The sequence below is a fragment of the Arcanobacterium pluranimalium genome (assembly GCF_016907845.1).
Classification (GTDB): Bacteria; Actinomycetota; Actinomycetes; order Actinomycetales; family Actinomycetaceae; genus Arcanobacterium_A; species Arcanobacterium_A pluranimalium.
Map to the genome: position 1 here is coordinate 2055462 of NZ_JAFBCS010000001.1, position 14611 is coordinate 2070072.

General features: G+C 50.9%; 9 protein-coding genes. 3 read left to right on the forward strand and 6 right to left on the reverse strand.

All coding sequences use genetic code 11. The features are described from left to right. Window positions 1-19 precede the first annotated feature (19 nt). The 6 genes from JOD55_RS08805 to JOD55_RS08830 form a co-directional block, all read right to left on the reverse strand. The gene (locus JOD55_RS08805; RefSeq protein ID WP_204399615.1) at window positions 20-5818 is read right to left on the reverse strand and encodes a DUF5979 domain-containing protein; all 5799 of its coding nucleotides are present in this window, start codon (window positions 5816-5818) and stop codon (window positions 20-22) included. Window positions 5819-5870: 52 nt separating this feature from the next. Beyond that, window positions 5871-7136 (reverse strand): isopeptide-forming domain-containing fimbrial protein, encoded by a 1266-nt coding sequence (locus JOD55_RS08810; protein ID WP_204399616.1) that lies wholly within the window; start codon window positions 7134-7136, stop codon window positions 5871-5873. After that, complete coding sequence (locus JOD55_RS08815) at window positions 7126-8061, reverse strand: class C sortase (RefSeq protein ID WP_204399617.1); 936 nt, start codon at window positions 8059-8061, stop codon at window positions 7126-7128. The genes JOD55_RS08810 and JOD55_RS08815 overlap by 11 nt, the downstream gene beginning before the upstream one ends. Before the next feature lie 88 nt (window positions 8062-8149). Continuing rightward, window positions 8150-9661 (reverse strand): SpaH/EbpB family LPXTG-anchored major pilin, encoded by a 1512-nt coding sequence (locus JOD55_RS08820; RefSeq protein WP_338022244.1) that lies wholly within the window; start codon window positions 9659-9661, stop codon window positions 8150-8152. A gap of 706 nt (window positions 9662-10367) precedes the next feature. Then, window positions 10368-10466 carry a 30S ribosomal protein bS22 gene (locus JOD55_RS08825; RefSeq protein WP_005504750.1) on the reverse strand — a complete coding sequence of 33 codons (99 nt, stop codon included), beginning with the start codon at window positions 10464-10466 and terminating at the stop codon, window positions 10368-10370. A gap of 71 nt (window positions 10467-10537) precedes the next feature. Further along, window positions 10538-10753 carry a helix-turn-helix domain-containing protein gene (locus JOD55_RS08830; RefSeq protein ID WP_204399619.1) on the reverse strand — a complete coding sequence of 72 codons (216 nt, stop codon included), beginning with the start codon at window positions 10751-10753 and terminating at the stop codon, window positions 10538-10540. A 348-nt stretch (window positions 10754-11101) separates the two neighbouring features. Here JOD55_RS08830 and JOD55_RS08835 point away from each other — a divergent pair, with 348 nt between their 5' ends. The 3 genes from JOD55_RS08835 (at window position 11102) to radA (ending at window position 14611) form a co-directional block, all read left to right on the forward strand. After that, window positions 11102-12469: a TrkH family potassium uptake protein gene (locus tag JOD55_RS08835; RefSeq protein ID WP_338022245.1), complete on the forward strand. Its 1368-nt coding sequence runs from the start codon at window positions 11102-11104 to the stop codon at window positions 12467-12469. A gap of 82 nt (window positions 12470-12551) precedes the next feature. Next, window positions 12552-13214 carry a potassium channel family protein gene (locus tag JOD55_RS08840; protein WP_204399621.1) on the forward strand — a complete coding sequence of 221 codons (663 nt, stop codon included), beginning with the start codon at window positions 12552-12554 and terminating at the stop codon, window positions 13212-13214. Window positions 13215-13222: 8 nt separating this feature from the next. Continuing rightward, the gene (gene radA, locus JOD55_RS08845; RefSeq protein ID WP_204399622.1) at window positions 13223-14611 is read left to right on the forward strand and encodes a DNA repair protein RadA; all 1389 of its coding nucleotides are present in this window, start codon (window positions 13223-13225) and stop codon (window positions 14609-14611) included.

Sequence of the window (14611 nt, forward strand, 5' to 3'; positions counted from 1 at the left end):
CTTACGCAGCGTGCGCAACTTAGGAATCGAGCGGGAGCGTCGTTTCGTGGTCGTCTTCATCCTTGCGGTTTTTCCATATTCCATAGACGACGATGCCCACACCAGTCACGATCACGGCAACAAGTGAAATCGCACCAGCCTGCGGGAGAGTCATCCACACTCGCTGTGCACTGAATCCATCTGAATCCGTCACCGGCCTGCCGTTTGCCAAAGCTTTCACAGTCACTGCTCCACTAATATTGAGCGGAGTTTGCGCTGTCTCAGTGAGCTGAACTGTGAAAGTACAGGTTAGAGAATCGCCTGGTTGCATCGTGTACATTGCGTTGTTGTCGATTCCGCAGAACAACGGATCAATCGAGCCATCGGCACCTACTGTAATCGTTTGCGTGCCGTTTGTGATTGTGCGTCCAGCAAGCGATGGATCAGATAGCTCAAAGGTGTCTGCCGGCAAGCCGCCGTTGTTCGTCAGCACATAGTGGACTGTCATTGACGTTGCTGTAGGAGCGAGCACGACGCCGTCGTTAGACGACACTAACGGTCCGTCGATAGTCTTCTCAATATCAATCGCCGGATAGCGGTTCGACAGCACGAGGTTCCAATAAGCGCCAGATTGCGACAGATCAGTTGGCGTGGTTACCGGAGCGGTCGTGAATTGCATATATCGGCTTGCCGGCTCAGTTTCCGTGGCCGCAACGTTAGTTGCCCACGCATCAACGATGCCGTCGCCTTGCGATTCAATTCCCAGTTCTGGAAGCGTGTCTGGATTATTTGCTTCTGTGATGAAACAGGTGCGGCCTACAGCTACATTCTTCAGCGTGAACGATTCACCAGATTTTACAGTTGCCGTCTGGCCAGATGGTAAACAGTCCGACGTGAAACTGAACGAAGCTCCCGCTCCTGCAGTTCCAAAAGCTTGCTTAGTTACAGTTACGTCCATCGTGTCTTGAATGTAGATCGTCTGTGCACCAACAGTCATGACAACGTCAGTCGTCGCGGTGAGAGTTGGAGCAAGCGTGAAGGCAAACGAGTACTTCTTCATATCAGGCGTTACGTCTGTTGGTTTGATGTCTCGCCATTGCTGTGTCGGGTTAGTTGCAGCAGCTCCAGCGTCCGTCCATGTACCAAAGCGCATGAATGGAGCGCGATCTCCGGCAGTGACTTCAATAGGCGAATTCGCTACAAGTGACGGACTTCCTGCGTAGTCAATCGTGCAATCAGCACCAGCTGGGAGCTGTAGAATCTGCCCGGTATCTGGAGCAGCCGCATCGGAAGCCGCTAATCCCACTTGCGCATCTGCAAAAGCAACCGTCTGCGAGAAGCTCGTCTTTGCCGGATCATTACACGTCACCTTATAGGTGTATCCATTGCCAGAATCATCCTTAACGGCGCCTTCTAAGTAGCCATTGTGAAGCGTTGACACTCGCACTGGCACGGTTCTATGGGTATATCTATTAACAAAATCCCAAGATTCCACGTGATTCGGATCTGAGTTGAGAGCGGCGTACTTCTTGATAACTTGTTGATCCATCGAATGAACGAGTTGAGCGGGCGTTCCAACCGGATCTTTCTCATCGAAGTCACACCAAGCACCTGCTGGAACAGTCACCTGCGGCGAGGTATAGAGGCGAGTTACCGTGCCATCACCATTGTCGGTAGCTGTGCCAAAAGTATTGAGCACCAACGAATTACTCAAAGTTTCGGTACCCGTTCCAATTGTGGAGGTGTTGAATCCAACTCCTTCGCACTGGAAGTTGAAATTATAGGTTTGATCAGGCGAAAGTAGGGCCAGATCGCCAGCTGCGCCCACCACCTTCTTCGTCATCTGAATCTTCGTTTGAATATACTCGTAGGTATTTTCAATGTCGACGACGTTCGTGACGGTTCCGTCCGCAGCTGCATCTAGCGTCGAGAAGTACGCAGATTCGGTCACGTCGCCTGGAAAGTCAGTGTCGATGACGGCGGTACCGTCGTTTTCATCAACAACCCATTTAACCTGTTTAGGCTTCACATACGCTTTAAGCTGTACGCCATTCGCACCTGGAAGACTCAAATCAAGTTGCCCGAATTGGTCACCCTTAATATGGCAATCAACACCAACAGGCACATTATCGAACTGGTAGCTACCTTCTCCGGTAATCGTGCCGTTGAAAGTTCCAAGTAGTACACCTGTGCTCCCAGTACCGGTTTCTGGATCGTGGCAGTCCATCGTGAACTGGTGGGTATGGAACGGAATGCTCTGGCCAGCAGCTGCATACTGATCACGGATTGAGCCAGGAAGAACTGCACGTTTATTGAGTACTACCGGAGCTAGCCGGCGTGAGTAGGTATTAGTAAACACTGCCGAGTTCGATGTGTCTTTAACAGTGAAAGTCGTGGAAACATTTGCGTTTGCACCACCGTTTACCGCAACTTCCTGCTTCACATCAACACCAGCCGCAGTGGTAGTAGCACCTTCTGCAATCGTACAACTAGATCCCACGGGCACTTCTTCGGTCAGTGTTATCTCAGGCTGTGTTGACACAACAGTTCCTGAGGCGTTTGCTGTGGTGACGCCGTCGGGATACGTACACTGCAAAGTGACCGTAAACTGGCGGTTGCGTTTGATGTCTTTTCGAGCGTCAGAGATGTACTGCTGAGTAGCCGGATCGAAAGCCACAATCTTAGATGCTGTGATTGGAGCGGTCACGTAGGCGTAGTAGAGATTTATTTCCGCCACTGTGGAAGAACCGATCTTGAGCGAGGGCAAGTTGATCGGAGCGAGGTTACCATAGTTTTGGTTGACCTCAGGATCAGTCCCGGTTGCAGCAACGTGCAAGCCCGCATTTCGAGTAATCGGATAGTTCACTCCCACGGCCGTCGTTCGCGTACCCGAATCAGGGGTCGGTTCGACGATGCTACATGAGCTTCCCTCTGGCACCTGAGATGCCGGAATTGTGACCGATGGCGTGGTTTTACTCAAAGTTACTTGCGCGTACTGAGGAGAGAGCACAAGCGCTGTCCCGCCGGAGTCTTTACAAGAAATATTCAAGGTGATTGGCGCAGCCATCTCGCGACCAGCCACGACGCGTCCCTGAATTGTGAGTCCATTTCCAGCTGCGGTGAAGTTGTTGGTGATCGTCTTTGTGGTCGCATCAGCAGAAACCACGAAGCGCTGGGCGTCGACATCACTCTGCCACAACACGCCCGAGGTGGAGATTTGCGGAGCATCTTCGCTGAAAGTGCACGTATTTGCGTAGGGCACGCCCATATATCCCGATTGATCGTTGATCTTCGGATCGAGAGCCGCATCAGAAACCTGCGCTTTGAGACGTTTCGTCTGAGCATCTCCGATTGAGACGGTTCCTACTAATGGAACTGACACAGTACTGCCATCTGCTGCAATCACAGAGCGCGTACCGCAGTCGAAGTTGATTGAGAAGGTAGACGGCAAGGAAATGGTCAATCCGTTCTTCTGCACCACTTTTGCGATGTCTACCGTGCCAAGTTTGTAATCATAAGTATTGGTGATGATCACACGGTTTTGGGTGGAATCGGTAGCGTAGGAGACTTTCAGAATCGGCTGAGTTTTAGCTTCGTCGTTCGTTTTGGTGACGGTTACATCACTGGCATCAGCTGCGGAAACTTTCGTTGAGCTCAGCACCACATTAGGTGTCTGCGCCACTGTATCTTCATAAACGATACAGTTCGCATCGACGGCGACGCCGGGAATCGTAGCTGGATTTGCCGTATCTGTAGTGATATTCAGGCTGCCAACTTTCGAGAATTGGCCGCTTGATCCCCAGCTGCACTTGTACTGGACTGGGAACGTCTTTCCGTCCAAGTCTTTAGAGTTCGACGCCGGTCCAGCCAGTTGCTTAATAACTTTCACGTCGCGTAGCTGGTAGGCATACGTTGCATCGATATGCATTGTGCCGGTGGTAGGCGTGCCTCCTTGCGCGTAATCGGCAAGGGTAAACGAGTACGATCCATCAGAGTTTTTGGTGACAGGATTACCGTCGAATGTTACAGCACGCCCAACAAAATCGTATTTCTTGACTTCGGTGGATGACAAACCTGTTAATGGCGTTAAACGACACTCTTGGCCGACCGGAATATTTGTAATATTTACTGATCCTGAATAGGTAGAACCCGATGGATTGATATCGAATCCCACGGTACGATTTTGAACCGTTGTTCCAACACACGTCAATGAGAAGTCGTAGTGACGCGGATAGATGAATTCTGACGTAGGATCACCAAGCAAGTTTTTGCTCAGAGTGATGCTTCCAGAGCGATATGTGTAGTTGTTTGTTGCGGAAACGCTCGTAGTCGGTGCGAGCGTCGTGGTGAGGTTTGGAAGAGTGCCGCTTCCAGAAGTTCCACCTGTCCACGTCAGGTTGAGATTAACACCCGGAGGAGCTGGTTGAGCACCGCCAGGGAAAGACTCTGTAATCGTGCAGGATGTGCCCGCTGGCAAGTTCTTTATCTGCGTCGATTCTCCAGCTCGCAGGGTAACTTTTCCGCTGAGTGGGATCGTTGGATACGCCGTAGCAAAAGCATTATTAGTGCAGGTGTAGTTCAGCTCGAATGAACGCGTGGAAATATCAGTAAAGTTAGCGGCATTTCCGGTCACCAACTTTGATAAATCAAACGTTGCGGACTGGAACTTGCTTTGCCAATCCACATTACATTCAAGCGGTGCGTCCGAAGTGTTGTCTGCGGTCAAGGTTGATGTGGCAGAAGCGCGATCATTCACAAGCGAATAACCCGTGGGAACTTGACCTTCCTTGATGGTGACTGGAGCCGATGTTCCCGCCGTACACGTCCACACTGGAGTATAACGATCGAAAACATATTGGCTTTGCGTGCCGCTTCCTGTTGACTTAAATACTTGCTTATCTGTTGGCGAAAGCGTATTTGAGAACGGCCGGTTGTACACCGTAAACGTACTACCGTTCGTACCCGGAATCAGCGTTTCCGTGGTGCTGGTCTTTGTATATACGCGATGATCAAAAGTCGTTGCTTGGCCGGTTTCTGCCATTTCGTAAGTGGTATTGGCTGTATATGTGCCCGCTACCCGTCCAATTGAAATGGCAATAGCGAATGCACCATTGCCTACAGAGCCTCCAAACTTCTGTATCTGAAAATCACTAGGTGAATCAATGGTCGCTACAGCGATACCCTTATATGCTTCACTGGTTGCATAGCCCTGGCAGTAGAAATCCATACCCGTCTGAGTCTTGACGTTGCAAGGATCAGCAAACCCGGACTGCACCACTTTATTGAATGTGGTCTTATTGGTGGCTGTGTCGTTGTCTTTGATCGCCCAAGATTCTCCACCAGGTGATTCCTCGGCATCCAATACATTGAGTTTGAAGTTAGGAATTACAGCGCCTTTTGCGTCTTTCAACACGATATTAGAGAAGTTAAAGTAATACGTTGGCGGCAGGTGTTTGACCCTGACTATCGGGCTTTGCAAATCACCTGAATATGGCACGAAAGTTTGGTAACCATTAATCGTCTGACCATACGATGCAGCCGAATCCCATTGAGCAGATTCTGCCTTAACCTGCGGAGCAACGATACCGCTATTGAACCACATAAGATCGAATGACAACGTCATATCACCGATCTGACGCGTGATGTGAACGTTTTGATTTGCAGCACCAATCATGCCAGCAAAATCAATAAAACAGAAGCTATTAGCAAGCGTTGCGGCGGCACCCGTTCCCATACGCATTGCGCAATCGCCGAGGTCATAGGTGATAGCAGCCGCTTCGGCTTTGTCTCGATCGGGACTCCACGGCGAAACTGGAAGCAACAGAACAACAATAAACACAAAGCTCAGGAATGATGCCCAGAGCTTCCTTGCGGGTGACTGTATTGAATCTTTACTGAACATCCCCGCCTCCTTCATTAATCTTCTGTTCTTTAATAACTTCATCGCTTGATTTCTGTAATGCATTTTCTGCTGTGGTATTCGGTGAATCGACCGCTGGCTCGGCGTCGTCTTTACGCCGCTTTCGCGCAATAAAGAAGAGGACGAAACCTACCACAAGGAAGCCAACCGCCCCGATAATGATCTCTTTCAAGTACGCGCCCGTTTTGGCCAAAATTACCGAAATGACCGAAGCCTCACAGCCCTGTGGTGGACACTGTGGTGTAGCTGGCGACGGCGTCGGCGACGGTGCCACGACCGTCACGTTCGAAACGTCAGATACTGCACCGATTGCGACTCCAGCGCTTCCATTCACAGGCCAACCATCTGGGAAGAGTTGAACTTCGTTCTTGACGACGGCACCTTGTGGCGTATCTGGGCGCACCGTCGTCTTAATATCGAGCATAACGTTCGTTTGCGGCGCCTTAAAACGCATCGCGGCTAGCTTCGCCAGCCCCGAGGGGGTCAGCTTCACTACTACCGAGTTTGTGGCCGGATCGAACGCGACGGTGTAGTCCGCATTCGGATCGAGTGTGAGAGTTGAGCTTCCATCGGTAATGACCAACCCGTTTACGCCCTCATATTGCAGGGCGGAGTCAAGTCGGCTCACGAGCACGTAATTGTGTAAAAGGCCGTTTCTATCGGGCGCAGGAACGTTCGACTGAATATGCCACATAACGCTGCTGCCAGGACGAACACTATCTTGTGGCGTTGAGGTAATGCTTATTGCTAAGGGCTGGTTCTTCGCATAAACGGTGAGGGTCTGCGCACCATTTGCTTGGGTTGTGGCCATTTGTGGTAGACCAATCAAGAATGGGCTGATCACCGAATAGGCAACATTGCCAACTCGCGAAGGGATTTCTCGAACCAAGTAGATAGCATCGGGCAATGCAGGGAACAGTGCATCACCTTGTGAGTTGCTCACGGCCTTGATTGGAGCGCCGAGCTGATGGCCATCTAGCATCGGATTCGTTTTCATTTCCGCTACGAGCGACTCAGTATCTGCGCTGGTAGCACCAATAACTGGCAGCACCTCAAAAGTGATACCGGAGAGCGGCATTCCAGGCGTGTCACCTTCACCTTGGGTTTTATGGATGACGACGTCGGTGTCGCTTTGCGCTTGTGCTGCAACTGGCACGAGGAGCAGGGAAGAAATGAGCGCAAGAAAGACTAGGATTGGCAAAATAGCGTGACGCTGTGTGCTGTTGCTACTGTGCATTACTTTCCTCCTTTGCGCTTTCTTGATGTTGATTATGGATCGCGTGTTGTTGAGTAGTTGCTGGCGACTTTGGTTGTTCATCATCGCTTTCGCGGCGATTTTTCTTCCTAAATAGCCACCATAGGATGTAGAGCAAAGTCAGAATCGAAATGACTATTGCCGCGATCATCCACGGTTGCCAAGGGCTTGTATAGACTTGTTCAATTGGCTCAGCTGGCATATCGACTCGTTCACCACGAACCAATAACCGATGGCTGTTAATTCCATAAGGTGTGCAGGTGACGAGGGTGATCAGATCGCGTCCGCTTTCTGGGCGAATATTTTCAATTTCCTCAGGTAGCACTTTTTTAATTTGATCTACTTTGTAAGCATGCTGTTCGCCAAGCACTTCTACAATGAAAATTTCACCAACTTTGATATGAGAGAGGTTGTCAAACATCGTCAAAGTTGCGAGACCTGAATGCCCGGTCAACACTGAATGGAAACCAATTCCGCCGGTTGGGAGTGCTGTCCCGTACAGGTGGCCGATTCCATGCGCCAGGGTTGCCTGGGAGGTGCCGTGGTAGATAGGCAAATCGATTCCCACCGCAGGAACCTTTAGGCGACCCATCACCGAATCTATATTTAGTTGAGCTAGATATTTCTGGTATGCAGGTGAATTGATATCAATCCCATTGACCCATGGATCTGGAGAACCCACGGCCGGAAGTTGAGCGTTGTAAGCTTTGGCTTCTTCGAAGAGTTGCTTGCGCTGTTCAGGAGCCATTTTTTTGACGTTCTCCGAATAGAGCTGCGCTATCTCGTGTTGTTCAATGTTCTTGATATGTGTGATAACCACCGGCGAGAGCAGAACCAAAATTCCGAGTACCAGGTAAATTATGGAACGCGGGTTTCGGCGTCGGTGAGTAGCGGGAGCGCTACTCACCGACTGCCTCTTGCTTTTCCGCGTTAAACCCATGACACTATGAAATCTTGGTGTGGTGGGTGAACCGTGGCTCACCCACCACTATTTATCAAGCAGCTGTGTTCACTTTGCTGTCACGACGGCTGGTGTAGAAGCCACGTGCGAGCAGTGCCAAGCCGATCAAGAAAATGATGACGATTCCAAAAGCACCGGTTGCCGGAAGCTGACCGAGCAAGGAATCCTTCTCATTATTAACCGTAACGCTGAATGCACCGGCTGTAGCACCAGTTCCATCTGGAGTGAAAGTTACAAGCTGTGGCTCTGGGTTGCGCACAAAGCCAGCAGGAGCCTGTGTTTCAAGCACGCAGTATGTATTGACTTGCGTACCCGCAGTGCCACCAGCAAATGAGCTCACAGGAATTGCGTATCCGAGACCAGTTGAGGCAGTCGAACCCGATCCGTTAGCCGTAGTAATTACGGTACCAACAGAAGTTGCATCATTAGCAGTTGCAACACTGAGTGCAGAACCATTGAGCTCATACTTACCGTCTGCATTCGAATCAGCGCAGAGGTAGAGTTCAAACTTTGCACCGTTCATCTGCGCATTATCTGTTACACCAGTACCAGTTTTGGTAATAGTCAAATTCGCGAAAGTCGTTGAGGTCGGTGTGGAAGTTCCATTGATGTCCGCGTTCGTCGTCATAGACCCAGTCGGGAATGTAACCGTTGCAGTGTTTGTAATCTGACCATTGGCTGGAATTGAATTCACAGTCGCTTTGAACGCAACATGAACTGCAAGAGTTGGATCAGTGAGACGCGCTGCTTTAAGGGCATCCAAACCTGTCTGAGTGAAATTAACAGTTAAGGTATTGCTCGTATAATCAAGGGTGTAATCAATGCCAGCTGCAAGAGTCGGTGCTGATACTCCAGTGAACGTGACGGTTGCTGGCTGCTGCAGTGTCAAGTTAGTTGCGAGAGGATCAACAATCTTAAACAATGAGAGGTCCCCTGCTGGCACTGGCGTGTTAATAGTGTAAGAAAGGTTTGTTCCAAGCGTAGCGTTGGTATCATCAACCTGCTTATCTGGCTGGAACGTCTGGTTCTTCGGATACACGTCGCGTGTGTACGTCCACGTTCCATTAGCTCCCGAATAAGGAAGTGTAATAAGGAATGGAGCTGCTACCGTGTAGCCGCCTTTTTGTATTTCCGTTACACGATATACACCTACAGTAAATCCAGAATCAGCTGTGGTCGTGAACGAAGCTAATCCAGATCCGTCAGTAACCTTGGTCCACGAAGCGCCAACGGAATTATCACCGAGGTTGCTTGCGGTCATCGTCGAAAGTTCAGTCCAACCAGCTTGAGTTGTAAGATCAACGCCTTCAATTTTCTCAACTTTGAAGCTGATCCCGCTCAGTGGAGTTTGCCCCTTGGTTGGTGCACCAGTGTTGCCTGGTTCTGGATCGCCAAGAAGCTTGTGGATATTTAATATGACGGGAGCATTCACGTCTACAACATCTGCAGCCTGTGCGGAGTGAATTCCTCCTACTGCAAAAGTAGCAACTAGCGCAATAGCAGCTGCAACTTTCATTCTCATGGATTTCATTTTATTTTCCTTCATGTGGATTAACGCCCAGATGAGTCAAGCTCATCAATCGCATTCGCCGGTAAGGCAGCCTAATGCCCGCCTTATTCGGACCGTTGCTAACCCGCGAACATAAGCCCTAACCCGGTGTTAGCACGAAATATGAGTTTCTAAAACTTCATGTTCACTCTAACATAATCAAGGCCATTTTTCAGGGTTAGTTCCAATAAATACGCTTGTGCTGATCGGCACGATATAACACCACCGCAGTTAGTTGCGTCACCAATTTGAATATTTCACCCGATAACCCAAAATATCAGCCAAACCGCCACAAATCACCATTCCACTCAACCATAACTATGCTTTAATAAATCAACTGCAGGTAAAGCACTTATATCTTACAACTTTCAACCAACTCCCCCAGGAGAACGTGTCTTCTCAGAAATGGCACAAACCAAAACTCACTACACAATCATTCATGAGCAGCCATTTACTTTGTGAAAACATCCACAGCCACCCATTCCCGAATTCCCAATATGCCAATCCTCACATCGCATCTCAGGAAACGAGACACCACCAACTATCAACTCCACCCATCAAGCAACACCAAGAAAACGAGACGCCCCACCCAGACACACATTCTGGCCTTTAACTCGCAAAGCCCCACCAAAACAAAAGCCCCGCACAAAAAGAAGCCCCCTTTTCCTCAGAAAAGGGGGCTTCTCAACGCTAATAGAAAACGTCACTTCTTATTGCGACGCTGGTGGCGCGTCTTGCGAAGCAACTTACGATGCTTCTTCTTCGACATGCGCTTACGACGCTTCTTAATAACGGAACCCACTGGCTACCTCCGGAAGTAATAGTTGGAACGGCAAAACCGCTACGTTTAACAAATGAATAGTACCTTAAAACCTAGGCTCCCGAAACTTCGCGACGCTCACCCTCAGCACTTCCAGCAAGCAACTGATCCAGAGCTGAACGAGGCACCCGATAGGAACTACCCACACGCACGGCAGGCAGTTCGCCAGCATGAACCATGCGATACACAGTCATCCGAGATACGCGCGTAATCTCGGCAACTTCAGCCACAGTGAAAAACTGCGGACCAGAAGATGGGAGCTGAGACATCCTATTCCGTCCTACCAAGTAAACCAGAGCAAACCCCTGGAAATCCGATGCGTGAATGAAAGTTCCGACCGTCAACAGCGTGGTGTAATCCACACAAATCTCAAAAGAATCTCAGATTAAATTTCAGGCACGGAAATTCTTGCCTCAGTCTATCGCATTTTTTCAAAATGCACACAATTCCCAAAAACTTCAATCGTCACAAGATTCACAACCACACCTACGCCAACTCATAAATAGCAAAAACGGCCAGTTCACACGTAATATCGTGTATACGAACAAAGCAGGATAAGCCCTTTCCCCAAGCAAAGCCACTGCATGCAGACCAGCAATAAGAGCGAGGTGTTTTTCGTGACGAAACTGCGGCTCTTGATTCGCCTGCGAGATCATATCGACACCGTCGCCCGCCGCTCACCAGCTCGGCTCGCATTGGGAATATTTGCCCTCATCATTCTCTTTTTCACATCGCTGCTGCTACTTCCCCAAGCGCGTAGCGCTCACACCAGCGCGCCTTTCCTCACGGCGCTTTTCACTGCGACATCGGCCACCTGCGTAACTGGACTCACCGTCGTCGATACCGCGACCTACTGGTCCACGTTCGGGCACGTCGTCATCGCATTTTCCATGCAAATCGGCGCTCTCGGAGTCATGACACTCGCTTCCCTACTCGGTTTGGCCGTCTCGCGCCGAATCGGCCTGACGCAACGCATTCTTACAGCTGACGAGACCAAAAGCCGCCTGGGCGAAGTAGGAGGCCTGCTCCGCACCGTCGTCGCCACCTCTCTTATCGCCGAATCGATACTTACCTTGGCTCTCCTACCATCGAGTTTGACGGTTGCATCCAATTTTGGCACCGCGGTAGGGCAGTCGATTTTTATGGCCATTTCGGTGTTCAACAACGGAGGTTTCGTTATTTACGACGCCGGTATCACCGGTTTCGTTGGAAGCTGGATTTTCGCAGTCCCAGTTATCGTCGGAACTTTTATCGGCGCACTCGGCTTCCCTGTGATTCTCAACATCTCCCGCAATTGGCGCAAGCCGCAACGCTGGTCGCTCACCTCAAAAATCACGCTCACCACCTCCATCTCTCTTTTCATTCTCGGCGCTATCGGCATCTTCACCCTTGAATGGAATAACGCACACACTTACGGAAATCTGCAACTGCACGAAAGAATTTTGGCAGCGATGTTCCATTCCATCACTCCTCGCTCGTCGGGGCTGAGCACGCTCGACATCAGCAAAATGCACGAATCCACGTGGTTTTTCACCGATATCCTCATGTTTATCGGCGGAGGTTCCGGAGGCACTGGCGGCGGAATTAAAGTCACCACTTTCGCGATTCTTTTGCTTGCAATCATTGCCGAAGCTCGTGGAGATCAAGACGTCGAGGTATATGGACGCCGTATCCCAGCAACCGTCACCCGACTCGCCATATCAATCACATTCCTTGGCGCCGTCCTCGTTGGAACTTCCACGCTGGCAATTTTGCACATCACTGATCTTCCCCTATCTCGCGTGCTGTTTGAAACGATTTCTGCATTCGCCACAACCGGCCTGAGCACAGGTATCACCCCTATTCTTCCGCCAGCTGCACAAACGATACTTATCGCCTTAATGTATCTGGGACGCGTGGGAACGGTGACGACGGCGGCCGCACTCGCTTTACGCTACCGGCGTCGTGTGATCCGAATGCCTGAGGAGCAACCGCTAGTGGGTTAATCTGCGCGCACTTCACACCAGTGGAATGAACGTAAATGAGATCGCTACACTAGTGAGACAAGCAATACGAAAGGCGAAACATATGGCAAAGCGCGCGCTGTCTGAAGCAGTACTCGTCATTGGCCTGGGTAGATTCGGCTCATCCATCGCCACTACGCTCGATGCGCTTGGCCGTGAAGTCCTTGCAGTCGAATCCGATCCCGTACTCGTTCAAAAATGGTCACATCGGTTCCGCGTGATAGAAGCCGATGCAACCTCGCCTGAGGCTCTCGAACAACTCGGCGCACGAGACTTTCCTTTCGCCGTCGTAGCTGTGGGAACGTCCGTTGAAGCTTCGGTCCTGATCACCGCAAATCTTGTTGATCTTGGGCTCGAACAGGTTTGGGCTAAAGCGATGTCGGTAGCGCACGGCACGATTCTCAACAGAATCGGTGCGCATCACGTGGTCTACCCTGAGCACGACGCCGGTGAACGAGTAGCGCACATGGTTTCAGGAAAAATGCTTGACTACATCGAAATCGAAGACCACTTCGCTGTAGTGAAAATGTTCGCCCCTGCGCAACTGCAAAATCAATCGCTCGAAGAGCTCAATCTGCCGCAAAAATATGGCATAACCGTTATCGGCATAAAACCTCCCGATATGCCTTTCGAGTATGCGACGCCGCAGCTCAAGTTTGGCGCAGGTGACGTGATCATTATTTCCGGCGCCGCAGACGCCGTTGAAACTTTCGTCAACAAGTTTTAGGAGGCATTGTGGCTGCAAAAACTAAAGCTCCTGGATATCGCTGTACTGAGTGCGGATGGACGGCCGCCAAATGGGTAGGTCGTTGTGGCGAATGCCAAGCTTGGGGAACAGTTATTGAAGCCACCACCTCAGGAACTGCATCAAATAATGTACCTGTGTTGATTCCTCATGCTCCTGCTCAGCCCATTACGGATGTATCAGCTCAAGCTTCCGTGAAAACTCCAACGGGAGTGCCTGAGCTGGATCGCGTGCTAGGAGGCGGACTCGTGCCTGGCGTCGTCGTGCTCCTCGCAGGTGAACCTGGCGTTGGCAAATCGACGCTACTGCTCGACGTCGCCGCAAAAGCTGCGGCAGAATCCGAGACGAACGGTCGAAACCCCGTCCTGTACGTAACCGGTGAAGAATCGGCAGCTCAAGTGCGTGCCCGGGCTGCGCGAATTGGAGCTTTACAAAAGCACCTGTATCTCACTGCCGAAGCCGATCTTTCGCGAATACTGGGTCATATTGAAAGCAGTAAGCCATCGTTACTGATTGTCGATTCCGTGCAAACCGTTGTTGACCCAACCGTGGACGGCGCAGCTGGTGGCGTGGCACAAGTGAGGGCAGTGACGGCGGGATTGGTCAATATTGCCAAGGCCTCCGGCCTGCCTGTGATAGTGGTAGGGCACGTGACGAAAGACGGTTCAATCGCCGGTCCGCGCGTGCTTGAGCATTTGGTAGACGTCGTCTGCCAGTTTGAAGGTGATCGCCATTCGCGTTTGCGCATGGTTCGCGCAGTAAAAAACCGCTATGGTGCTACAGATGAAGTAGGTTGCTTCGAACTCATTGATAGTGGAATTCGCGGTCTTGCCGATCCCTCAGGACTTTTCCTTTCAGCGCGCAATCTCACTGTTCCCGGCACGTGTGTGACGGTAACTTTGGAGGGACGCCGGCCAATGCCAGTGGAAATTCAGGCGCTATCGGTGAATGCTTCAGGTCCGCCGCGTCGCACCACTGCCGGTGTAGACAATTCACGCGTTGCCATGATGCTCGCTGTGATCCAATCCCGCCTTGGAATTGCCTTTGAGCGAAATGATGTGTTCGTCTCCACTGTGGGAGGAGCGCGCGCCCAAGAGCCGTCGGTTGATCTGGCCATGGCGCTTGCGCTGATCTCAACCGCAACCGATATGCCTCTCGCACCTGGAGTTATTGCACTTGGCGAAGTTTCCCTCACTGGCGAGCTGCGCCCAATTGTGGGGATTCAACAACGCCTCAACGAAGCTGCTCGGCTCGGTTTCACGATCGCTATTGTGCCGCCACTGAGCGATGACGTTAAGATTCCGTCTGGTCTAGATGTGCGAGAAGTTGCAGACGTTCGACTCGCAGCGAATTCGGTGCTTCCGCTCGGCCGGGCCTGA